This window comes from Luteimonas salinilitoris, assembly GCF_041300785.1.
GTDB lineage: Bacteria > Pseudomonadota > Gammaproteobacteria > Xanthomonadales > Xanthomonadaceae > Luteimonas > Luteimonas salinilitoris.
Genome location: NZ_JBFWIB010000002.1, coordinates 638262 through 661245 on the forward strand (window position 1 = coordinate 638262; position 22984 = coordinate 661245).

20 protein-coding genes are annotated in these 22984 nt (G+C 68.9%); 16 read left to right on the top strand and 4 right to left on the bottom strand.

Translation table 11 applies throughout. The features are described from left to right. The first annotated feature begins 266 nt into the window (after positions 1-266). From AB5T46_RS06125 to pilH, 9 genes are all read left to right on the top strand, one after another. Complete coding sequence (locus tag AB5T46_RS06125) at positions 267-1481, top strand: JmjC domain-containing protein (protein ID WP_370562968.1); 1215 nt, start codon at positions 267-269, stop codon at positions 1479-1481. Further along, the gene (locus AB5T46_RS06130; RefSeq protein WP_370562969.1) at positions 1478-2398 is read left to right on the top strand and encodes a GNAT family N-acetyltransferase; all 921 of its coding nucleotides are present in this window, start codon (positions 1478-1480) and stop codon (positions 2396-2398) included. The genes AB5T46_RS06125 and AB5T46_RS06130 overlap by 4 nt, the downstream gene beginning before the upstream one ends. 204 nt (positions 2399-2602) lie before the next feature. Continuing rightward, on the top strand, positions 2603-5431 hold the full coding sequence (locus AB5T46_RS06135; protein ID WP_370562970.1) for a 2-oxoglutarate dehydrogenase E1 component: 2829 nt from the start codon (positions 2603-2605) through the stop codon (positions 5429-5431). A 36-nt stretch (positions 5432-5467) separates the two neighbouring features. Then, positions 5468-6733, top strand: coding sequence for a dihydrolipoyllysine-residue succinyltransferase (gene sucB / locus AB5T46_RS06140; protein WP_370562971.1), 1266 nt, complete (start codon positions 5468-5470; stop codon positions 6731-6733). Between the two features lie 115 nt (positions 6734-6848). Beyond that, positions 6849-8285: a dihydrolipoyl dehydrogenase gene (gene lpdA, locus AB5T46_RS06145; RefSeq protein WP_370562972.1), complete on the top strand. Its 1437-nt coding sequence runs from the start codon at positions 6849-6851 to the stop codon at positions 8283-8285. Between the two features lie 151 nt (positions 8286-8436). After that, complete coding sequence (locus tag AB5T46_RS06150; protein ID WP_370562973.1) at positions 8437-9030, top strand: LOG family protein; 594 nt, start codon at positions 8437-8439, stop codon at positions 9028-9030. A 141-nt stretch (positions 9031-9171) separates the two neighbouring features. Next, a complete protein-coding gene (locus AB5T46_RS06155) occupies positions 9172-9438 on the top strand; it encodes a GIY-YIG nuclease family protein (RefSeq protein WP_370562974.1) in 267 nt (88 codons plus the stop codon). Positions 9439-9500: 62 nt separating this feature from the next. Next, on the top strand, positions 9501-10496 hold the full coding sequence (locus AB5T46_RS06160; protein ID WP_370562975.1) for a YhdH/YhfP family quinone oxidoreductase: 996 nt from the start codon (positions 9501-9503) through the stop codon (positions 10494-10496). A gap of 156 nt (positions 10497-10652) precedes the next feature. Then, positions 10653-11060, top strand: coding sequence for a twitching motility response regulator PilH (gene pilH, locus AB5T46_RS06165; protein WP_370562976.1), 408 nt, complete (start codon positions 10653-10655; stop codon positions 11058-11060). Positions 11061-11088: 28 nt separating this feature from the next. On the opposite strand, the gene AB5T46_RS06170 is transcribed toward pilH, so the two are convergent. Next, positions 11089-12012 carry a DnaJ C-terminal domain-containing protein gene (locus AB5T46_RS06170; RefSeq protein ID WP_370562977.1) on the bottom strand — a complete coding sequence of 308 codons (924 nt, stop codon included), beginning with the start codon at positions 12010-12012 and terminating at the stop codon, positions 11089-11091. Positions 12013-12317: 305 nt separating this feature from the next. Between AB5T46_RS06170 and AB5T46_RS06175 the strand changes: the two genes are divergently transcribed. The 7 genes from AB5T46_RS06175 (at position 12318) to AB5T46_RS06205 (ending at position 17052) form a co-directional block, all read left to right on the top strand. Further along, positions 12318-12797, top strand: coding sequence for a peroxiredoxin (locus tag AB5T46_RS06175; RefSeq protein ID WP_370562978.1), 480 nt, complete (start codon positions 12318-12320; stop codon positions 12795-12797). A 91-nt stretch (positions 12798-12888) separates the two neighbouring features. Next, positions 12889-13389 carry a BufA1 family periplasmic bufferin-type metallophore gene (locus tag AB5T46_RS06180; RefSeq protein ID WP_370562979.1) on the top strand — a complete coding sequence of 167 codons (501 nt, stop codon included), beginning with the start codon at positions 12889-12891 and terminating at the stop codon, positions 13387-13389. Between the two features lie 27 nt (positions 13390-13416). Further along, positions 13417-14319 (top strand): MNIO family bufferin maturase, encoded by a 903-nt coding sequence (gene bufB, locus AB5T46_RS06185; RefSeq protein ID WP_370562980.1) that lies wholly within the window; start codon positions 13417-13419, stop codon positions 14317-14319. Further along, complete coding sequence (locus tag AB5T46_RS06190) at positions 14316-15158, top strand: HvfC/BufC family peptide modification chaperone (RefSeq protein WP_370562981.1); 843 nt, start codon at positions 14316-14318, stop codon at positions 15156-15158. Before bufB ends, AB5T46_RS06190 begins: the two co-directional genes overlap by 4 nt. Before the next feature lies 1 nt (position 15159). After that, positions 15160-15711, top strand: a complete 552-nt coding sequence (locus AB5T46_RS06195) for a DoxX family protein (RefSeq protein WP_370562982.1) — start codon at positions 15160-15162, stop codon at positions 15709-15711. 20 nt (positions 15712-15731) lie between these two features. Further along, entirely contained in the window at positions 15732-16397 is a 666-nt protein-coding gene (locus AB5T46_RS06200; RefSeq protein WP_370562983.1) for a sigma-70 family RNA polymerase sigma factor, read from the top strand. After that, the gene (locus tag AB5T46_RS06205; RefSeq protein WP_370562984.1) at positions 16390-17052 is read left to right on the top strand and encodes a DUF1109 domain-containing protein; all 663 of its coding nucleotides are present in this window, start codon (positions 16390-16392) and stop codon (positions 17050-17052) included. The genes AB5T46_RS06200 and AB5T46_RS06205 overlap by 8 nt, the downstream gene beginning before the upstream one ends. A 72-nt stretch (positions 17053-17124) precedes the next feature. On the opposite strand, the gene AB5T46_RS06210 is transcribed toward AB5T46_RS06205, so the two are convergent. Genes AB5T46_RS06210 through AB5T46_RS06220 form a run of 3 tightly spaced genes read right to left on the bottom strand, consistent with a single transcriptional unit; the run spans position 17125 to position 22921 of the window. Then, positions 17125-20286 (bottom strand): efflux RND transporter permease subunit, encoded by a 3162-nt coding sequence (locus AB5T46_RS06210; protein ID WP_370562985.1) that lies wholly within the window; start codon positions 20284-20286, stop codon positions 17125-17127. Further along, positions 20283-21713, bottom strand: a complete 1431-nt coding sequence (locus AB5T46_RS06215) for an efflux RND transporter periplasmic adaptor subunit (protein ID WP_370563115.1) — start codon at positions 21711-21713, stop codon at positions 20283-20285. The genes AB5T46_RS06210 and AB5T46_RS06215 overlap by 4 nt, the downstream gene beginning before the upstream one ends. A gap of 5 nt (positions 21714-21718) precedes the next feature. Then, entirely contained in the window at positions 21719-22921 is a 1203-nt protein-coding gene (locus AB5T46_RS06220; protein ID WP_370562986.1) for a TolC family protein, read from the bottom strand. Positions 22922-22984: the final 63 nt, after the last annotated feature.

Sequence of the window (22984 nt, forward strand, 5' to 3'; positions counted from 1 at the left end):
AGCTGTCTATCGACCGCTCGCGTGGCGCTGAGCGCCCGGCCATGGGTGAGCACGGGGCGTTTGCGAGGCACTGCCTCGCGCCTCGGGCGAACGCCCCGCGCGCTGCGCGGGGCCGGCAAGCCGGGCCGGACGGTCCGAAGCCGGTACAGGCGCGCCAGGGATGGCGGCCGCCACTCTGTCCAAGTGCCGGAGCAGCGGAGCAAGCTCCGCTCTACGGGTCCGTTCGTTCCGTGCGATCCACATGCCGATCGCGTAGGCTTTTGCGCATGCCCCCGCTTCCGATCGAAATCGATGCCTCCGCATTGCCGCCGCTGGGCATGCCGCCGGCGCAGTTCCTGGAGAACTACTGGCAGAAGCGGCCGCTGCTGATCCGCAACGCGTTCCCGGATTTCGTCTCCCCGATCACCCCGGAAGACCTCGCCGGCCTGGCCTGCGAGGACGGCGTGCTGGCGCGCATCGTCGCCCACGAACGCGACCGCGACCGCTGGCTGCTGCGGCAGGGACCGTTCCCGGAATCGCTGTTCCCCGGCCTGCCCGACCACGACTGGACCCTGCTGGTGCAGGACGTCGACAAATGGGACGCCGACGTCGCCGCGCTGCTGCCGCGTTTCGATTTCCTGCCGCGCTGGCGCATCGACGACATCATGGTCAGCTTCGCCGCGCCCGGCGGCTCGGTCGGCGCCCACGTCGACCAGTACGACGTGTTCCTGCTGCAGGCGCAGGGCCAGCGCCGCTGGCAGGTCGACGACCGTCCGGACCCGCCGGTGCACTTCCGCCTGGACACCGAACTCAAGCTGCTGCAGCGCTTCGCCCCCACCCACGACTGGGTACTCGGTCCCGGCGACATGCTGTACCTGCCGCCGGGCGTGCCGCACCACGGCATCGCCGAGGATCCCTGCCTGACCTTCTCGATCGGCATGCGCGCGCCGTCGGCCGCCGAGTTGGTGGGCGACTGGGTCGACGCGATGATCTCCGAGGCCGACGACAGCCTGCGCTACCGCGATCCCGACCTGGCGCCGCCGCGCGACCCTCACGAGATCGACGCCGCGGCGATGAACCGCGTGGTCGAGGCGCTGAACCTGCTGCGGATGAACGATCCCGACCGCCTCGGCGACTGGTTCGGGCGTTTCATCACCCTCTACCGCGCCGGCGGCGAGGCCGCGCCGTCCGGGGAATCGCGCTCGCGCATCGAGGTCGAATGGGACCTGCAGCAGGGCGGCACGCTGCACCGCCATCCGTTCACGCGCATGGCCTGGCGGCGCAGCGGGCACGAGGCGCGGCTGTACGTGGCCGGCCAGGACCTGCCGCTGCCGGCGCGCGACGCGGCACGGATCGCCGCCGCCGCCGGTATCGATGCGCAGCTCTATGGCGCGCTCTCCGAAACCGGCCGCGACGCGGTCTTCGCCCTGCTCGCACAGGGGCATTACCGTCTGCTGCCGCCCGGAGGCGACGACGGCGGCGAGGACGAGCCGGCGCCATGAGCACGAACGCCGCGGACGCGCCGTTCCGGATCGAGGCCGTGGACTACGCCGCCGCCTCGGCCGACCTTCGCGCCGTGCGCGAGGCCGTCTTCGTGCGCGAACAGCAGGTGCCGCCGGAACTGGAGCTGGACGCCATCGATCCGCTGTGCGCGCATGTCCTCGCCCGCGACGCCGGCGGCCGCCCGATCGGCACCGGACGCATGGACGACGCGGGCAAGATCGGGCGCATGGCGGTGCTGGCCGACTGGCGCGGCCGCGGCGTCGGCGCCGCCCTCTTGCACGCGCTGCTGCGCATCGCGCGCGAGCGCGGGCTGAAGGAAGTCGTGCTGCACGCGCAGGCGGACGCGATCGCGTTCTATACCCGCCACGGATTCGTCCCGGTCGGCGAGCGCTTCCGGGAAGCCGGCATCGAGCACCAGACCATGCGACTGGCGCTCGCGCAGCCGCAGTCCATCGAAAATCGTGAAGACGCCGTGACGGCCACGGTGGATCTCGTGGTCGGGGCGCGGTGGCACCTGTGGATCTACAGCCGCGAGCTCGATCCCGGGCTGCTCGACAGTCCCGAAGTGCTGGAGGCGCTGCGTGCGTTCGCGGTGCGCGAACGCGGCAGCGAGGTCCGGTTGCTGCTGCAGGACGCGGCGGCCGCGCAGCGGGCACATGCGCCGCTGCTGGCCCTGGCACAGCGGCTGCCGAGCGCGTTCCTGTTTCGCCAGGTGGAGGATCCGGTCGACCGCGCCTATGCCTCGGCTTTCGTCGTCAATGACAGCGGCGGCTATTACTTCCGCGGTCTCGGCCATCGCTTCGACGGCGAATGCGAACGCCACGGCGCCGGCCGCGCACGCCAGCTGGTCGAGGCCTTCAAGCCGGTCTGGGAGCGCGCGCGGCCGTGCAGCGAACTGCGTGCGCTGGGACTGTGAAGGGCGCGTTCGCACCGGGCAACACCGGCTGACCTGCCGCCGTCGACCGTCCGGTGGCCGGTCGCACCGCAACCGGCGCTGCGGCTATAATCAGCGACTTCATGCGCCCGCTTTGCCGGCGGCCGCCGCACCCCCGCACCGGAATGTTCGGAACGACGTCCGGAGCGGGCGCCCGCCTCCCCCTACGAGCCCCATACGCCAGACGTGGACAGTCTTCTGAAGCAGTTTGCGCAGTCTTCCCAACTCGGCGCCAATGCCGCCTATATCGAAGAACTGTACGAGCAATACCTGGTCGACCCCGACGGCGTCGGGCCGAAATGGAAAACCTGGTTCGACGCGCTCGAGGGCCGCGAGGCCGGCGATGTCCCGCATTCGGCGGTACGCGAAGCGGTTGCCGAATCCGGCCGGCGCGCGGCGCGCGGCCACGCCGGCGGCGGCGCCGACGAGCGCGAACGCCATGTCGGCCGCCTGATCACCGCCTACCGCTCGCGCGGCCACCTGGGCGCGAAGCTCGACCCGCTCGGCCTGTCGCCGCCGGTCAACCCGCCCGACCTCGGCCTGCCCTTCCACAATCTCTCCGACGCCGATCTCGACGGCGAGTTCAGCACCGGCGGCGTGGGCGGGCGCGAACGCATGCGCCTGCGCGACCTGCTGGCACTGCTCAAGGCGACCTACACCGGGCCGGTCGGCGCCGAGTTCATGCACATCACCGATGCCGAGCAGCGCCGCTGGCTGTACGAGCGCCTGGAGCGCGCCGGCGGCCGCTTCGATCCCGGCGTCGAGGGCCGCAAGCGCATCCTCGAGCGCCTGACCGCGGCCGAGGGCCTCGAGCGTTACCTGCATACCAAGTACGTCGGCCAGAAGCGCTTCTCGCTGGAAGGCGGCGATGCGCTGATCCCGTTGCTGGACACCCTGGTCCGGCGCGCCGGCAGCGACGGGGTCAAGGACATCGTCATCGGCATGGCCCACCGCGGCCGCCTCAACGTGCTGGTCAACACCCTGGGCAAGTCGCCGCGCAAGCTGTTCGACGAGTTCGAGGGCAAGTTCGAGCACAAGCCCAGCGACGACCCGGCGCACACCGGCGACGTCAAGTACCACATGGGCTTCTCCGCCGACGTACAGACGCCGTCCGGGCCGGTGCACCTGGCGCTGGCGTTCAACCCCTCGCACCTGGAGATCGTCGACCCGGTGGTGGTGGGCAGCGTGCGCTCGCGCCAGCACCGCCGCGGCGACAAGGCGCGCAAGACCGTGCTGCCGGTCCTGCTGCACGGCGATGCCGCGTTCGCCGGCCAGGGCGTGGTGATGGAGCTGCTGCAGATGTCGCAGGCGCGCGGGTTCGCGGTCGGCGGCACCCTGCACGTGGTGATCAACAACCAGCTCGGCTTCACCACCAGCGATCGCCAGGACGCCCGCTCCACCCTGTACTGCACCGACGTCGCGAAGATGGTCGGCGCGCCGGTGCTGCACGTGAACGCGGACGATCCGGAGGCCGTGGTGTTCTGCATGGAACTGGCTTACGCCTTCCGTCAGCAGTTCGGCAAGGATGTGGTGGTCGACCTGGTCTGCTACCGGCGCCATGGCCACAACGAGTCCGACGAGCCGGCCGCCACCCAGCCACTGATGTACCAGAGCATCCGCAAGCACAAGACGCCGCGCGAGCTCTACACGGCACGCCTGATCGAGGCCGGCGTCGTGGCCGAGGACGAGGCCAAGGCGATCGTCGACGGCTTCCGCGACAAGCTCGATGCCGGCGAGGTCACCACCGAGCTGGCCGACGCCAATCCGGACGACTACGACCTCACCATCGACTGGAGCCCCTATCTCTCCGGCAGGGTCGACGATCCGGTCGACACCCGCGTCCCCGCCGACAAGCTGCAGGCGCTGGCGAAGGTCATCAACGAGATTCCCGACGACGTCTCCCTGCATGCCCGCGTCGCCAAGGTCTACGAGGAACGCCGCAAGATGGCCGCCGGGGAGATCCCCGGCGACTGGGGCTTCGCCGAGAACCTCGCCTACGCCACCCTGCTCGACGAAGGCCACAAGCTGCGCCTGGTCGGCCAGGACAGCGGCCGTGGCACCTTCTTCCACCGCCACGCGGTGCTGCACGACCAGAACAGCGGCGAGGACTACATCCCGCTGCAGCAGCTGGTGAAGAACCCCGAAGACGCCACCATCATCGACTCGCTGCTCAGCGAGGAGGCGGTGATGGCGTTCGAGTACGGTTATTCCACCTCCGAGCCCGGCACGCTCGACATCTGGGAGGCGCAGTTCGGCGACTTCGCCAACGGCGCGCAGGTGGTGATCGACCAGTTCGTCTCTTCCGGCGAGGCCAAGTGGCAGCGCCTGACCGGGCTGACCCTGTTCCTGCCGCACGGCTACGAGGGCCAGGGGCCCGAGCACAGTTCGGCGCGCCTGGAGCGCTTCCTGCAGCTGTGCGCGCTGGAGAACATGTTCGTCTGCGTGCCGACCACCTCGGCACAGGCGTTCCACATGATCCGCCGCCAGCTGTGCATGAAGACCCGCAAGCCGCTGGTGGTGATGACGCCGAAGTCGCTGCTGCGGCACAAGCTGGCGGCCTCGCCGCTGCGGGACCTGTCCGACGGCGGGTTCAGGCACCTGATCGCCGACGAGGCCGACCCGAAACAGGTCAAGCGCGTGGTCGCCTGCTCCGGCAAGGTCTACTACGACCTGCTCGAGGAACAGCGCAAGCAGTCGCTCGACAACGTGGCGCTGATCCGCGTCGAGCAGCTGTACCCGTTCCCGCGCGAGACGCTCGCCGCCGAGCTCAAGCGCTACGGCAAGGGCGTCGGCCTGGTGTGGTGCCAGGAAGAGCCGCAGAACCAGGGCGCCTGGTACCAGATCAAGCACCACCTCGACGCCTGCCTCGCGCCCGGCCAGAAGCTGCACTACGCCGGCCGCCCGCGCTCGCCGTCGCCGGCGGTCGGTCACTTCCACGACCACGTCGAGGAGCAGAAGCAGCTGATCGCCGACGCGCTGGTGCACCCGCTCAAGGGCAAGGTCGCCGCCGAATGATTCCCACCCCACACCGCTTTCCCAGGAAGCCGCCCCATGGCCACTGAAATCAAGGTCCCCGTCCTGCCCGAATCCGTCGCCGATGCCACCATCGCCAGCTGGCACAAGAAGCCCGGCGACGCGGTCAAGCGCGACGAGAACATCGTCGACCTGGAGACCGACAAGGTCGTGCTCGAGGTGCCCTCGACCGTCGACGGCGTGATCAAGGAGCTCAAGTTCGAGGAAGGCGCCACCGTGACCAGCTCGCAGGTGATCGCCGTCATCGAGGAAGGCGCCGCCGCCGAGGCTCCGAAGAAAGAGGAGAAAAAAGAGGAAAAGAAGCAGGAAGGCGGCAAGGCCGGCGCCGACGAGGCGCCGCCGGCCACCAAGGACGAGACAGACGAGGTCAAGGCGGCCAAGCAGGAAGGCCCGCAGATGGCCAGGAAGGAAGCCAAGGCGGCCCCGCCCGCGTCCGCGGAGCTGCCGCCCGGCGCACGCTTCACCGCCGAGAAGGAAGGCATCGACGCCTCGCAGGTCGAAGGCACCGGCCGCCGCGGCGCGGTGACCAAGGAGAACCTGCTCAACTATGCCTCCGGCAAGACCGCGGGCGTGTCGGGCGGCGCGCGTCCGGAAGAACGCGTGCCGATGACCCGGATCCGCAAGCGCATCGCCGAGCGCCTGATGCAGTCCAAGAACTCGATCGCCATGCTGACCTCGTTCAACGAGGTCGACCTGGGCAAGGTGATGGCGCTGCGCAAGGAACTGGGCGAACAGTTCCAGAAGGAACACGGCATCAAGCTCGGCTTCATGAGCTTCTTCGCCAAGGCCGCCGCCAACGCGCTGCAGCGGCACCCGGTGGTCAACGCCTCGGTGGACGGCGACGACATCATCTATCACGGCTACGCCGACATCTCGGTGGCGATCTCCACCGAACGCGGGCTGGTCACGCCGGTGCTGCGCAACGTCGAGCGCATGGGCTTCGCCGAGGTCGAACAGGGCATCGCCGATTTCGCCAAGGCCGCGCGCGAGGGCGGGCTGAAGCTCGAGGACCTGCAGGGCGGCACGTTCACCATCACCAACGGCGGCACCTTCGGCTCGCTGATGTCGACCCCGATCGTCAACCCGCCGCAGTCGGCGATCCTCGGCATGCACGCGATCAAGGAACGCGCCGTCGTCAAGGACGGCCAGGTGGTCGCCGCACCGATGATGTACATCGCCCTGTCCTACGATCACCGCGTCATCGACGGCAAGGACGCGGTGCTGTTCCTGGTCGACATCAAGAATCAACTTGAGAACCCACACCGCATGCTGCTCGGCATGTGATGCCGAGCAGCATCCGGGAATAGGGAATGGAGAAAATGGGGAATCGTAAAAGCAATTCCCGGCCCGCTCTTCCTATTCCCGATTCCCCATTCCCGATTCCCGTTGTGAGCGAAGCATGAGCGAACAATTCGATGTCATCGTCATCGGCGCCGGCCCCGCCGGCTACCACGCCGCCATCCGCGCCGCGCAGCTGGGCATGAAGACCGCCTGCGTCGACGCCGCGCTCGGCAAGGACGGCAAGCCGGCGCTCGGCGGCACCTGCCTGCGGGTGGGCTGCATCCCGTCCAAGGCGCTGCTCGACTCTTCGCGCCAGTTCTGGAACATGGGCCACCTGTTCGGCGACCACGGCATCAGCTTCAAGGACGCCAAGATCGACGTCGGCGCCATGGTCGGGCGCAAGGACAAGATCGTGAAGCAGTTCACCGGCGGCATCGCGATGCTGTTCAAGGCCAACAAGGTGACGCCGTACTACGGCTTCGCCACGCTGCATCCGGACCGCATGGTGAAAGTGAAGCAACACGACGACAGCGAGGTCGAGCTCAAGGCGACCAACGTGATCATCGCGGCAGGTTCCGACTCGATCGAGCTGCCGTTCGCGAAGTTCGACGGCGAGAACATCGTCGACAACGTCGGCGCGCTCGACTTCACCGAGGTGCCCGGACGCCTGGGGGTGATCGGCGCCGGCGTGATCGGCCTGGAACTGGGCAGCGTATGGAAGCGCCTGGGCGCCGAGGTCACCGTGCTCGAGGCCCTGCCCGACTTCCTTGCCGCCGCCGATGCCGAGGTCGCCAAGATCGCCGCCAAGGAATTCAAGAAGCAGGGCCTGGACATCAAGCTGGGCGCCAAGGTCGGCAAGACCGAGGTCAGGAAGAAGGGCAAGAAGACCGAAGTCCACGTCACGTTCGAGGACAAGGACGGCGAGCAGAGCCTGGTCTTCGACAAGCTGCTGGTCTCCGTGGGCCGCAAGGCCGCGAGCAACGGCCTTCTGGCCGACGGCACCGGCGTGAAACTGGACGACCGCGGTCGCATCGAGGTGGACGAGCACTGCCACACCGGCGTCGACGGCGTCTGGGCGGTCGGCGACTGCGTGCGCGGGCCGATGCTGGCGCACAAGGGCTTCGAGGAGGGCATCGCCGTGGCCGAGCTGATCGCCGGCCTGCCCGGGCACGTCAACCTCGAGACCGTGCCGTGGGTGATCTACACCGAACCGGAAGTCGCCTGGGTCGGCCGCACCGAGAAGCAGCTCAAGGACGAGGGCGTCCCGTACAAGGTCGGCACCTTCCCGTTCGCGGCGCTCGGCCGCGCGGTGGCGATGGGCGAGCCGGCGGGCATGGTCAAGATCATCGCGCACGCGGAGACCGACCGCGTGCTCGGCCTGCACCTGGTCGGCGCCAACGTCTCGGAGCTCGTGCACGAGGGCGTGCTGACCATGGAGTTCAAGGGCTCGGCCGACGACCTGGCGCGCATCTGCCATGCGCACCCGACCATGTCCGAAGCGATCCACGACGCCGCGATGGCGCTGGACAAGCGGGCGATCCACAAGACGAATTGATCGAGGCGGGAATCGGGAATGGAGAATCGGGAATCGCAAAAGCGGTGCTGCTTTTCCGCGGTAAGGCGTCGGACCGATGCCAAACGCCCTGCTATCCGGCTTTTGCTTTCGCTTTGACCATTTCCGATTCCCGATTCCCCATTCCCGGCCAATGCAAAGCCTCTGCATCTACTGCGGTTCCAACGCCGGCAGCAAGCCGGTCTACACCGAGCGCGCCATCGCGTTGGGGACGCGCCTGGCGAAGGACGGCATCCGCCTGGTCTACGGCGGCGGCAACATCGGCCTGATGGGCACCGTCGCCGATGCCGTGCTCGAGGCCGGCGGCGAGGTGACGGGCGTGATCCCGCAGCAGCTGGTCGACTGGGAGGTCGCGCACCGCGGCGTCACCCAGCTGGAGATCGTCGGCTCGATGCACGAGCGCAAGTCGCGCATGTTCGACCTGGCCGACGGCTTCGTCGCCCTGCCCGGCGGCTTCGGCACGCTGGAGGAGATCGTCGAGATGCTGACCTGGCGCCAGCTCGGCATCGGCCGCAAGCCCTGCGCGTTCCTGGACATCGACGGCTTCTGGTCGCCTCTGATCGCGATGATGGACCGGATGGTCGAGCAGCGCTTCCTGCACCCGGACCAGCGTGCCGACCTGTGGACCGGCGACGACATCGATGCCCTGCTCGCCTGGATGCGCGGGTACGAGCCGGCGCAGGCGTCGAAATGGTTGGACGAGAAGCGCCGCCGCGCTTTGCGCTAGCACGGTAGCCGCTGCCCTCGACCCGTCGTCCCAGCGAAAGCTGGGACCCATTTTGCTCTGCGGCCGGCCACCGCTAGACTCCCGGTTTCTGCGACTGCCCTATCGAGACGCGCAGTGCGGGAAAGGATTCCCTGCGTATACATGCTTGCAAGCCGCCCGCGCGGGACGCTTTACATCGGCGTGACCTCGAACCTCGTACAGCGTGTATGGCAGCATCAATGCGGCGCTGCTGATGGATTCACCTGCAAGTATCGGATCCGGACGCTGGTCTGGTATGAAGCGCATGAATCCATGGAGTCGGCCATCATGCGCGAAAAAGCGATGAAGGCCTGGAAACGACGCTGGAAAATCGAACTTGTCGAGACGATCAATCCAGATTGGCACGATCTGTATCCATGCATTCTTTGACCAGCCCCGTCGCGGCAATCAAAATGGATCCCAGCTTCCGCTGGGATGACGAGCCGGGCGCCATGACCACTCCCGAAACCTTCCGCGCCTTCCGCATCCACGACGACGACGCCGGCTATCGCAGCGGCATCGAGGACGTCTCGCTGGACGACCTGGCACCCGGCGAAGTCGTGATCAAGGCCGCGTATTCCTCGGTCAACTACAAGGACGCCCTCGCCGGCACCGGCCTGGGCAAGATCCTGCGGCGTTTCCCGTTGGTCGGCGGCATCGATGTGGCCGGCCATGTCGTCGCCTCGACCGACAAGGCGTTCAAGGAAGGGGACGCCGTGCTGGTCACCGGCTGCGGCCTGAGCGAAACCCGCGACGGCGGCTATTCCGAGTACGCCCGGCTCGAGTCCCGCTGGGTAATTCCGCTGCCGAACGGGCTCGGCCTGCGCGAGAGCATGATCGTGGGCACCGCCGGCTTCACCGCGGCGCTGGCGCTGCTGCGCATGAGCGAGAACCGGCAGACGCCGGACCTCGGCCCGCTGGCGGTGACCGGCGCCACCGGCGGCGTCGGCTCGCTGGCGGTCGACATCTTCAGCAGCGCCGGCTACCGGGTGCACGCGATCAGCGGCAAGCCGGAACACGCCGGCTATCTGCTGGCGATCGGCGCCGACGCGGTGCTCGGCCGCGATGCGCTGGCGACCGCGCGGCCGATGGAGTCGGTGCGCTTCGGCGGTGGCCTCGACAACGTCGGCGGGCCCATGCTGACCAGCCTGCTCGCGCAGACCGCGCCCTACGGCAACGTCGCCAGTGCCGGGCTCGCGGCGAGCCACGACCTGCCGGCCACGGTGATGCCGTTCATCATCCGCGGCGTCTCGCTGCTCGGCGTGGCCTCGGCCGGCACCGCGCGCGGGATCCGCGACGAGGTCTGGCGCCGGCTCGCGTCCGACTGGAAGCCGCGCCACCTCGACCGCATCTGCACCCGCGAGGCATCGCTCGAGCAACTGCCGGAGGTGTTCGCGCGCATGCTGGCCGGAGGCTCGCGCGGGCGGACGCTGGTCACAATCGGCTGAGACGCGACGGCGCCGTCGCGACGATCCGCTTCAATTCCGTGACGCAGGCGGTTGATTCGCCTGGGCGGGGCCCGCACCGTACGGACGCGGGCGGTGCCGTCGCTTGCGGGCGCCGGCACCGCAGTTACAATCCTCACGTTGAATCCGGGGAACACCATGGCGCGCATCCTGATCGTCGACGACTCGCCTTCGCAACTGGCCGGCATCCGCCGGATCGTGGAAAAGCTCGGCCATGAAGCGCTGCCGGCCGAAGACGGCCAGGCCGGCGTCGACGCCGCCAAGCGCGAACTCCCGGACCTGATCCTGATGGACGTGGTGATGCCGAACCTCAACGGATTCCAGGCGACCCGTGCGATCACCCGCGAGCCCACCACCCGGCACATCCCGGTAGTGCTCGTCACTACCAAGGACCAGGAAACCGACCGCATCTGGGGCATGCGCCAGGGCGCGCGCGGCTATCTCACCAAGCCTTTCAGCGAGAGCGAGCTGTCGGACGTGATCGCCAGCATCCTCACCGCCGGCGACGCCGGCTCCGCCAAACCGCAGGCGCCCGTCGCAGGCTGAGTCACACCGGTCAGTCACACCGGTCAGATCAGGCCCGCCGCCAGCCGGCGCCGAAAGCGTCCTGCAGGTCGCGATAGGCCTTTTGCTGCGCCTCGTTCTCGGCACGCGGCGCCGTCACCTCGAGTTCCACAATCTGGTCCCCGGCCGCGGCGCCGCGCGCGCCCGGCAGGCCGCGGCCGCGCAGGCGCAGTTTGCGCCCGGCCTCGGAATCGGGCGGGATCTTCAGCTCCACCGGCCCGCCCAGCGTCGGCACGCTGACGGTCGCTCCGAGCGCCGCCTCCCAGGGCGCCACCGGCAGCACGTGGACGATATTGACGCCGTCGACCTCGAAATGCGGATGCGCGGCATATTCGATCTCCAGCAGCAGATCGCCCCGGCCGCCTGCGCCCTGCCCGGCACCTTGCCCCTTGAGGCGGATCAGCTGGCCCGGCCGCACGCCCTTCGGGATCCGCACGTCCAGCGCCTTGTCGTTGACGGCGATTCGGATGGCGCGGCCTTCGTACACCGCTTCCAGCGGCACCGCCAGGCGCGCACGGCTGTCTCCGCGCGGTTGCCCACCGTGGCCGGCGCGCGGACCGCCCCCTGCCCGCCGATGGCCGAACAACTCTTCGAAGAAATCGCTGAAGCCGCCGCCGGCGCCACCGCCGGCGAAGATCTCGTCGAAGTCGACGCCGCCCTCGGGGCCGCCCTGGCCGAAGCCGCCGCGCGGCGGCTGCACCTCGTCGCCGGGGCGATAGCCACGGGCGCGCAGTTGATCGTAGGCGCTGCGCTTCTGCGGATCGCGCAGCGCCTCGTAGGCCTCGTTGACCGCCTTGAACCGCTCCTCGGCGCCCGGCTCCTTGCTGACGTCGGGATGGTATTTGCGCGCCTGCCGGCGATAGGCGGTCTTGATTTCCGCGTCGCCCGCACTCGGCTCGACGCCGAGGATGTCGTAGTAGTCCTTGAACTGCATGCTTCACCTTGCGCCGGGATCGGGGCCGCGGCCGCGGCCGTACGGTGCGCCGGCGAACGCCGGCCCACGACGAGCTTCGCCGTCGGGCCCGAGGATCCCACAAACGTCACGGCCTGCAAGCACGCCTGCAGGCCGTGACGGGACGAACGGCCGGATCGGGAGCCGCGGCCGCGGCGTCGTTACTGCCGCGCGCTGCTGCCCGGCCCCACCTGGATGCGCCGCGGCGCCGCCTTTCAAGGGCGTTTGCCGCCGCCGTAACGCGGAAACGCTAGACTGCGTTCAGTCAACCCTCACAGGACACCCGCATGCCCATCCAGCCCGGCGATCCGATCCCCGAGGTGGTGCTCAAGCACATCGACGGCGGCATCCAGACCATCGACACCCTGACCCTGTTCGACGACAAGAAGGTGGTGCTGTTCGCCGTCCCCGGCGCCTTCACCCCGACCTGCTCGGAACGGCACCTGCCGGGCTTCGTCAAGCATTTCGACGCGTTCCGCGCCCGCGGGATCGACGTCGCCTGCATGGCGGTCAACGACCCGTTCGTGATGAAGGCCTGGGGCGACAGCCTGGACGTGCCCGAGGGCATGCTGATGCTGTCGGACGGCAACGGCGACCTGGCCCGCGCGCTGGGGCTGGAAATGGACGCCAGCGCCTACGGCATGGGCACCCGCGCCAAGCGTTTCGCGCTGTACGCCGAGAACGGCGTGGTGAAGCAGCTGTTCGTCGAGGCCCCGGGCGAGTTCAAGGTCTCGAGCGCGGAGCACGTGCTGGCGAACCTGGAGTAGCACCGGCAAACGGGCGGATCGTTCGGGAGCGTCAGACGACATAGCGGTCCCACCTGCCGTAGTGCTCCCTGCTGCCCTTAGCGGCACGACCATGCAGGCCGGCCTCGCCTTCGCCGAGGAGGTGCCGGCCGCGTGCAACCTTTCGCTCCGCGAATCCAGCCGATTCGATGTAACCATTTGCCCTTCCGGACGAATCCTCCTGATGCGGGGGGCGATCGGGCGCCGCTATCGGTGCCCGACGACGCCCCGCTTCCATCAACTGCTCAGGAGATTCTTCATGACGACCCGCATTCAGCCCGCCTTTCCCGCATTTGCCCTTGCCGCCGCGCTGGGTTCGGCGCTGGCCATGGGCGCTTCGCCCGCACAGGCGCAGGAAAAAGGCGCCGAGAAGGAGAAGTGCTACGGCATCGCCCTCGCCGGCAAGAATGATTGCGCCGCCGGCCCCGGCACGACCTGCGCCGGCACCTCCAAGACCGACCATCAGGCGAACGCCTGGAAGTACGTGCCGGCCGGTACCTGCACGCAGACCGCCTCGGAAACTTCTCCCACCGGCCACGGCCAGCCCGAGCCGTTCGAACCCGAGCAGTCGTAAGCCCCTGGCCCTTCCGGAGACAGGTCGGTGAACCTCCCCTCACCCCCCTCCTTCGCCGAATCTTCTCCGGCCGGCACCGGCCTGCCCGTGCGGGCCGGTATCGGATTCAAGCCCCGTCATTTCGGTGCGCTGCGGGCGGACGTCGCGCCGCCCGGCTTCATCGAGGTGCACGCCGAGAACTACATGGGTGCCGGTGGCGCACCGCATGCCCAGCTCGCTGCGCTCCGGGAACGGCTACCGCTCTCATTGCATGGCGTCGGCCTGTCCATCGGCGGCGAGGACCCGCCGGATCAGGCCCACCTCGATCGACTGGCGACGCTGATCGCCCGCTATCGGCCCGCGGCTTTCTCCGAACATCTCGCCTGGTCGACGCACCACGGCCGGTTCTTCAACGACCTGCTGCCGCTGCGCTACGACACTCGCACCCTGGCCCGGGTCTGCGCGCACATCGACCAAGTGCAGGACCGGCTCGGCGTGCGAATGCTGCTGGAGAACCCAGCTACCTATCTCGAGTTCGGGAGCAGTACCTACGACGAACCCGATTTCCTGACGGCCATCGTGGGCCGTACCGGCTGCGGGCTGCTGCTGGATGTGAACAACGTCTACGTATCCTGCCGCAACCACGGTCACGATCCACTCGCCTACCTGGCGGCGCTGCCGCTACACGCGGTACGCGAGATCCATCTCGCCGGACACGCCGAGGAGCGCGACGTCGACGGCGACCTGCTGCTGATCGACAACCACGGCTCGCCGGTCGCCGATGCCGTCTGGGCGCTGTACGCACGCACCCTGGTGATGACCGGACCGATCGCGACCCTGATCGAGTGGGACAACCAGATACCAGACTACGCGACGCTGCGCGAAGAAGCGCGACGGGCGGAGGCGATCCTGGACGGGATCGGCGCAACCGCGCAGGAGAGGGCGGCATGACCGGCGCCGACGCCCGGCAGGCCGCCTCGCAACGGGACTCCGCCGCCGCGCCGCTGCGGCTGGGGAATTTCGCCGCCGCGCTGCTGCGACCGGACCTCGACGTGCCTGCCGGAGTCGAGACCCGCGACCGGCGGCGCGCCGAACGCCGGTTCGCCGTGCACCGCAACAACGTCGTCGTCAGCCTGGTCGATACGCTGGCCGAGTCGTTCCCGGTCACCCAGGCCCTGGTCGGCCCGGGATTCTTCCGTGCGATGGCGCGCGAACGCGTCCTGGCCGCGCCACCGCAAAGCCCGGTGCTGACCGATTACGCGATCGGCTTTCCGGATTTCATTGCCAGGTTTCCGCCCGCCGCCGCCGTGCCCTACCTCACGGACGTGGCCAGGATCGAGGCATTGCGCATCCGCGCCTATCACGCGGCCGACGCCGCGCCGGTCCCGGACACGGCCTACCGCGAACTGTTCGACGCGCCCGAACGGCTGGCCGCGACGCGCGCGGCGCTCCATCCCGCCTGTTGCTGGTTCCGTGCCCGCCATGCCGCGTATTCGATCTGGCGCGCGCATCAAGGCCTGCAGGACATGGCCGAGGCCAGCCTCGCCGACATCGACGTTGCGCGCACCGAGGACGTGCTGATCGCCCGTCCGGCATTCGACGTCACCGTCACCGCCCTGCCCGGCGGCGCCGTCGCCTGGCTGGACGCGCTTCGCGGCGGACAATCCTTCGCCGCCGCATTCGGGAGCGCGCATGCCGCCGTCGGCGCCGAGGTCGACGACGGCGCGCTGTTCGCGGTCCTGATCCGTCACGGCCTGGTCACCGCGTTCGATTCCACCCCGGAGCATTGACATGGACACTTTCGCAGCAGCCGCCCCCGACACCCGTCCAGGCCCTTCGGCCGCCGCTGCACGAGGTATCTGGAAGGTGATCGCGCTCTTCGAGCGCATTCCCCACAGCTTCATCGCCCTGCTGGCGCGGTTCTCGATCGCGGTCACCTTCTGGCTGTCCGGGCAGACCAAGATCGAAGGGCTGGTGCTGGACCCCATCGGCCGCACCGCCGAACTCGGCCTGCCGCGGATGTCCGGGAATGCGGTGGAACTGTTCCGCAGCGAATACGCACTGCCGCTGATTTCGCCCGAGTTGGCCGCGGTGACCGCCGCCGTCGCCGAGCACGTGTTTCCGCTGCTGCTGCTGATCGGACTGGCCAGCCGCTTCTCGGCGTTCGCGCTGCTGCTCATGACGCTGGTGATCCAGGTCTTCGTCTACCCCGGCGCGTTCGCGACGCACGGGATGTGGGCCGTGGCGATGCTCTACCTCATGGCCAGGGGGCCGGGAGTCGTCTCCCTGGATCACCTGATCACGAATCGCAGCCGCGCCCGGGCACGGTGCCGCACTTGGTGATCGCATCGGACCGTCGCATCATGGCCACCATCCTCCCGTTCCAGCGACCGGAGTCGACCACGTCGATGCCCCAGCGCAATCCATCCGCCGCCCCCGGCGGTTCGCCCCGGCACGGCCGGGACAGCGGCGCGGCATGGGCCGGGCTGATGATGCGCGCGCAGGACGGCGACCGGGCGGCGTACCACTCGCTGCTCAGCGACATCACTCCCTACCTGCGGGCGATTGCGCATCGCTATCTCGGCCGCGGCGAGGATGCGGAGGATGCCGTGCAGGAGATTCTGCTGGTCGTGCACGACATCCGGCATACCTATGAACATGGGCGGCCGTTCAAGCCCTGGCTGGCCACGATCGCCACGCGCCGCTGCATCGACCTGCTCCGGCGCCGCTCGCGGCGCGTCGCGCATGAAATCGACGCCGACGACGCACTGGATCGCCTGCAGGAGGCGTCGCCCGGCCCGTACGAAACGACGACGCACCTTCACGACAGTCGTACGGTCCACGAAGCCGTCGACGGACTGTCGCCGAAACAGCAGGAGGCGATCCGCCTGCTGCACCTCGAAGAACTCTCGCTCGGCGAGGCATCGACCCGCAGCCGGCAAAGCGTCGGTGCGCTGAAAGTGGCCTGTCATCGCGCGTTGAAATCGTTGCGGCAAGCCTTGGCGGGAAAGGAAGAACCTCATGACTGACACCAGCCGCCTCATCGACCAGCTGACCGCGCAGGCCAGGCCGGTCCGTCCGCTCGCATCGCCGTTGCGACGAACGCTGCTGTGGGTCGCGATGGCAACCGCGCTCATCATGGCGATCGTCGCCGCCTATGGCCTGCGCCCCGGCCTGACTGCGGATCTTGCCGCGCCGCCGGCGCTGGTCGAATGGATCGCCAGCATCCTGACCGGCGTGCTCGCCGCCTACGCGGTCTTCCAGATCAGCGTGCCGGGCCGCTCGCCGCGCTGGGCCTGGCTTCCGCTGCCGGCGCTCGCGTTGTGGCTGGGCGGCCTGGGCTGGGGCTGCCTGCACGATGCCGCCCGCATGGGCAGCGAAGCCTTCGTGCTGGAGATGGCCAGCTCGGAATGCGCCGTCGCGATCGCCATGGCCAGCATTCCGCTCGGGCTGGTGATGCTGCTGATGGTGCGCCATGCCGGCGTCGTCCGCCCCGGTCCCACGGCGATGCTGTCGGCGCTGAGCGCCGCGGCCCTGTCGGCCGCGGGCGTGAGCCTGTTTCACGGCGGAGAGAGCGCACTGATGGTGCTGCTTTGGCACGTCGGTGCCGTGGTCGTGCTGTCGCTGCTGTGCCTGGCGTTCGGGCGCCCGCTGTTTTCGTGGATCGGGTACGTCAAGCGCTGAGGCCGCGCACGTCCGAAGCGCCTTCGACCGTCGCAGTCGCCTTGTCCTCCGGTCGATGGGCGAGTGTCCATGTCATCCCGACGGGGTATGGCGAGCGCGATGGCTTGCGCGGGTCAGCCGGCTCTGCTGGAGCAGCTTGTAAGCCGCCGGGATCACCAGCATCGACAGCAACGGCGCGCTGAGCATGCCGCCGACCATCGGCGCGGCGATGCGCTGCATCACCTCCGAGCCGGCGCCGCCGCCGATCATCAGCGGAAGCAGGCCGGCCAGGATCACCGCCACGGTCATCGCGATCGGCCGCACCCGCTGCACCGCGCCGTCGCGGATCGCACGATCGACTGCGGTCGCATCCGAATTCGGGTCGGCTTCGAGTTGCCTTTCCCATGCATTCCGCAGGTACAGCAGCATGATGATGCCCAGCTCGGCGGCCACGCCGGCCAGGGCGATGAAGCCGATCAGGGTCGCGACCGAGATCGCGTGGCCCATCAGCCAGATCAGCCATAGCCCACCGACAACGGCCAGCGGCAGGCTGAGCATGATGATGGCCGCCTCCGCAGCGCGCCGGAACACCAGGTAGATCAGCCCGAAGATGATCGCCAGCGTCATCGGCACCACCATCTGCAGCCGCGCGCGTGCGCGTTGCATGAATTCGAACTGCCCCGACCATTGCACCGCGTAACCGGCCGGCAGCTGCACCTGTTCGGCGACCACGTCCTGCAGGTCGGCGACCACCGAGCCCAGATCGCGCCCGGCCACGTCGACGTAGACATAGCTGGTCAGCCGTGCGTCGTCGCTCTTGAGCATCGGCGGCCCGGAGGTGAGCTTCAGGTCGGCCACCTGGCCCAGGGTCAGCTGCACGCCGCCGGCGGCCACGATCGGCAACTGTTCCAGCGCCGCCACGCTGTCGCGTTGCGAGCGCGGATAGCGCAGCACCACCGGGTAGCGCTCGCGGCCTTCGATGGTCTGGGCGATCGGCGCGCCACCGACCACGGTTGCGATCAGTCGCTGCAACGCGGCCTGGCTGAGGCCGTAGCGGGCGGCGATTTCGCGACGGACGGTGACATCGAGATAGCGCCCGCCGGTGATCCGTTCGGCCACCGCCGAGCTGACCCCGGACACTTCGGTGGCGATCTTCTCGATCTGCTCGGCCAGACGCGCCAACTCGTCGATGTCCGGCCCGCTGACCTTGATCCCGATCGGACTCTTGATGCCGGTCGACAGCATGTCGATGCGGTTGCGGATCGGCGGCACCCACAGGTTGGTCAGGCCGGGCAGTTGCACCGCCTGGTCCAGTTCCTGGATCAGCTTGTCCATGGTCATGCCCGGACGCCATTCGCTGCGCGGCTTGAACGTCACCGTGGATTCGAACATCACCAGCGGCGCCGGATCGGTGGTGGTCTGCGCGCGCCCGGCCTTGCCGAACACGTGTTCCACCTCGGGCACGGTCTTGATCATGCGGTCGCTTTGCTGCAGCAGCTGCGCCGCCTTGCCGGCCGACAAGCCGGGCAGCGCGGTGGGCATGTAGATCAGACTACCTTCGTCCAGCGGCGGCATGAACTCGCTGCCGAGCTTCATATAGGGCAGTGCGGTCAGCAGCAACACCACGCCGGCCGCGACCAGGGTCAGCCGCGGGAAGCGCAGCACCCAGTTCAACACCGGCCGGTAGCCGACGAGCAATGCGCGATTGATCGGATTTTCCGACTCCGCACGGAGTTTCCCGCGGATCAGGTAGCCCATCAGCACCGGCACCAGGGTGATCGACAAGCCCGCGGCGGCGGCCATCGCATAAGTCTTGGTGAAGGCCAGCGGCGAGAACAGTCGTCCCTCCTGGGCCTCCAACGCGAACACCGGCACGAACGAGAGGGTGATCACCAGCAGGCTGACGAACAGTGCCGGCCCGACTTCGCTGACGGCATCGGCGATCATCCCCCAGCGCTCGACGGGCGAGGGTTCATCGCGATCTTCGTGCGCCAGGCGCCAGGCTTCGACGTGCTTGTGCGCGTTCTCGATCATCACCACCGCAGCATCGACCATCGCGCCGATCGCGATCGCAATGCCGCCCAGCGACAGCAGGTTGGCGCTGATCCCCTGGTAGTACATGACGATGAAGGCGGCCAGCACGCCCAGCGGCAGGCTGATGATCACCACCAGCGACGAGCGCAGGTGCCACAGGAACAATGCGCACACCAGTGCGATGATCAGGAACTCCTGGCCGAGCTTCTTCGCCAGATTGCGCACCGCATCCAGGATCAGTTCGGAGCGGTCATACACCGGTACCACCTCGACCCCGTCGGGCAGGCTGGCCTGCAACTCCTCGAGCCGATCCTTGACCGCCTGGATCGCCGTGAGTGCGTCCTTGCCGGTACGCAGCACGATGATGCCGCCGGCGACCTCGCCTTCGCCGTCGAGCTCGGCGATGCCGCGTCGCAACGTCGGCCCGCGCTGCACCGTCGCCACGTCGCGCAGCAGCACCGGCACCGGGCCGCTGGCCACCGGGATGGTTTCGAAATCCGCCCGGTTCTGCAGGTAGCCCTCGCTACGCACCATCAACTCGGCCTCGGCCTGCTCGATCACCGAGCCGCCGGTGGCACCATTGGCGGCCTGGATCGCCTCTGTCAGCTGGGCGACGGTAATGCCGCGCGCCGCCAACCCCTGCAGGTCCGGCACGATCTGCCAGGCCTGGACCATGCCGCCCAGGCTCGCGACCTCGGCCACGTCGGGGACGGTCTTGAGCTCGTAGCGCAGGAACCAGTCCTGCAGCGAACGCAACTCGCCCAGATCGTATTGGCCGGTACGGTCGACCAATGCGTACTGGTACACCCAGCCCAGGCCGGTTGCGTCCGGACCGAGCGACGGATTGACGCCTTCCGGCAACTCGCCGCGCACCTGGCTCAGGTATTCGAGCACGCGCGAACGCGCCCAGTACAGATCAGTGTCGTCGTCGAACAGCACGTAGACGTAGGAGTCGCCGAAAAACGAGAAGCCGCGCACCGTCCTGACCCCGGGGACCGACAGCATGGTCGTGGTCAACGGGTAGGTGACCTGGTCCTCGACGATGCGCGGCGTCTGCCCAGGCCACTCGGTGCGGATGATGACCTGCACGTCGGACAGGTCCGGCAGCGCGTCGAGCGGCGTTCGCGTCAGCGCCCACAGGCCCCACACCGCCAGCGCCACAGCGGCCGCAAGCACCAGCACCCGGTTGGCGATCGAGCCGCGGATGATGCGCGCGATCATGATTGCGCCTCCGCCTTGGCGGCGCCCTGGACATCGTCGACGGTGCAGTCGGGGCTCGACGCGTCCGTGAACCTGGGCACCAGCATCATGTCCATGAACGGCGATTGGCCGGGCTCGTCGAAATGCCGGTCCGGCACCATCGGGTCATGCCAGTACTCGACTTCACATTTGCGTTCCTGCTCGTTCCCCGGCGCTGATTCCGTTTCGGCACTCTCCTCCGAAGCCGCATTCAAACGCTCCAGCGCCCCCGACAGGCTCGCCTCCGAATCGATCAGGAACTGCCCCGACACCACCACGGGTTCGCCGCCTTTCAGCCCGCTCAAGATTTCGGTGCGGCCTCCGCTGCTGCGCCCGGTCCGGACGGCCACCGGCACGAACCTGTCGTTCTCGTCGCGGACGATCACGTGGGACCGCTCGCCGGCGCCGATGACGGCGTCCGTCGGCACCAGCAGCACCTCCTTCTTGCCGCGCTCGGGCTGCAGACCGACCTCGGCAAACATGCCCGGCGCCAGCAGGCCTTCCGGGTTATCCAGCACGATCCGCGCCTGCTGGGTTCGGCTGCTGGGGTCGACGTCGGGCAGCAAGGCCTCGACCTCGCCCGTGAACTGCCGTCCCGGAAACGCGCTCACGCGGGCCTGCACCGGCGTGCCGGCCCGCAATCCGGCGACATCGGCCTGCGGCACCGCCGCTACCAGCCACATCGTGTCCGCGCCGTTGACCCGTAACAGCATCGTGCCTGGCATGGCGGCATCCCCCTCGCGCACGCCGATTTCGCTGACCACACCGGTGACCGGCGAAATCAGCACGATGCTGCCGTCGCCAGCTGCTCGTGCGCCGCTCGGCAGGCCAAGCGCACGCAGGCGTTGCTGCGCGGCCGAACGCAACGCCTGCGCCGAGGCCGAACCGGCCCCGTCCAGCGCGCCGGCCTCCGCCAGCGCCACGCTCCAGCGCGGGGCCAGCACGTTCACCAACGGCTGACCCGCATGCACGGACTCGAACGGCGTTTTGACGTGCAGCCGGCTGACGACGCCGTCGACCGGCATGCTGATCACGTGCTCGGCGCGCAGGTCCCAGCCGAGGGTGCCCGGCACCGTCAGTGCGCTCTCCAGCCGGCCAAGCTCGGCCGGCGCGACCCGGATGCCGAGGCTCTGTCGCATGCCGGGCGCAATCGAGATTCCACCGCCAGCCGCTTCGTCGGCGTATTTGGGGACCAGCATCATGTCCATGAAAGGCGACTTGCCCGGCTTGTCGAAGTGCTGGTCCGGGACCATCGGGTCGTACCAGTAGAGGACTTCGCGGTCGTCCGACACGGCCCCGGCGCTGCCGGTCGCCGGACTGCCCGACTGCGACCGCCCCCACCAGTACCCGGCGCCCAGGGCCGCCAACACCACTGCCGCCGCCACGACGACGATCACGATACGGTTCATCCGGTTCACGGTTGAGTCTCCGAAGTCAGCAGGAAAGACACCGCCGTCCAGGCGCGGCCCAGCTGCGCCAGGTGCTGGACGTGCATCAGGTGCAATTCGAGTTCGTCTTGATGCGCGTCCAGCCAGGGACGCAGCTCGCCGCCGGCACGGTAGGCGGCCAGCGCGGTGCTGCTGCGGTCGCGTGCGAGCGGGATCTGCGCATCTTCGTGTAAGGCCACCACGCGCTTGCTGCCCTCCCATTGCGCAAAGGCGGCGCGGATCCGTGCGACCAGTTGCCGGCGCCGGTCTTCGCGGGTGGCCAGGGCCGCCTGGTAATTCGCCTGGCGCGCGGCGACGCCGCGGTCCTGCCGGTTGCGCGTGAACAGCGGCAGGCCGACGCCGAACTCCAGCATCAGCATGTCGCTGCGGCTGGCCTCGCGTTGCCCGTACGAGGCGGTCACGCTCCAGTCCGGGCGCTTCTCGGCGCGTGCTGCGTCGACCTCCGCCGCTGCGGTTTCCAGCTGCGCGTCGACGGGCTGCAATGCCGGCAGGCGATCCAGCGCCGCCAGCAGTTCGGATTGCGAATACGGCGTCGTGGTGAAGTCCGGCGTCGTGTCGGCGGCACGGAGGCCGCCGTCTGCGGTTTCGCCGACCCAGCGATGCAACGCCTCCCGGGCCTCGACCTGCGCGGCCTCGGCGGCGGCGATACGGTTGTCCAGTTCCAGCACGGCGGCTTCCGCGGCCAAGGCGTCGTTGAGCGACCCGCCACTCCCGACACCCGCCTTGGCCAACCGCGCAGCCAGTTGCACTTGCTCCCGCAATGCATGCAGTTTCTGCAGTTCGCGTTGGCGCGCCCACAAGCCGATCCAGGCTTCGGCGCTTGCGCGCTGCACATCCAGCCGCTCGGCCGTCTCCAGCGCTTGCGCCTCGTCGGTCCTGCGCAGGGCCAGCGAACGTTGCGCCTCGCGCTTGGCCCGGGCCGGGAACGCCTGGCGCAGTCCGATCCACTTCATGGTCATGGGGTCGATGGCGTCATCGAACGCATCGGAGCCCGTCACCGGCAGGTTGCTGATGCCGACGATCAGCGTCGGATCGGGCAATGCCCCGGCGCGGTGCGATTCCTGCCGCGCGGCCTCGACCGATGCGCGGCGGGCCTCGAGCATCGGCACGCGTTCGCTGGCGCGGCGGACGGCCTCCGGCAGAGAGATTTCAAGGGGCGCGGCGAACACCGCGACAGCGGGCGTTGCGAGGGACGCAACGATCAGACACGGCATCGCCCCACGCACGATTAC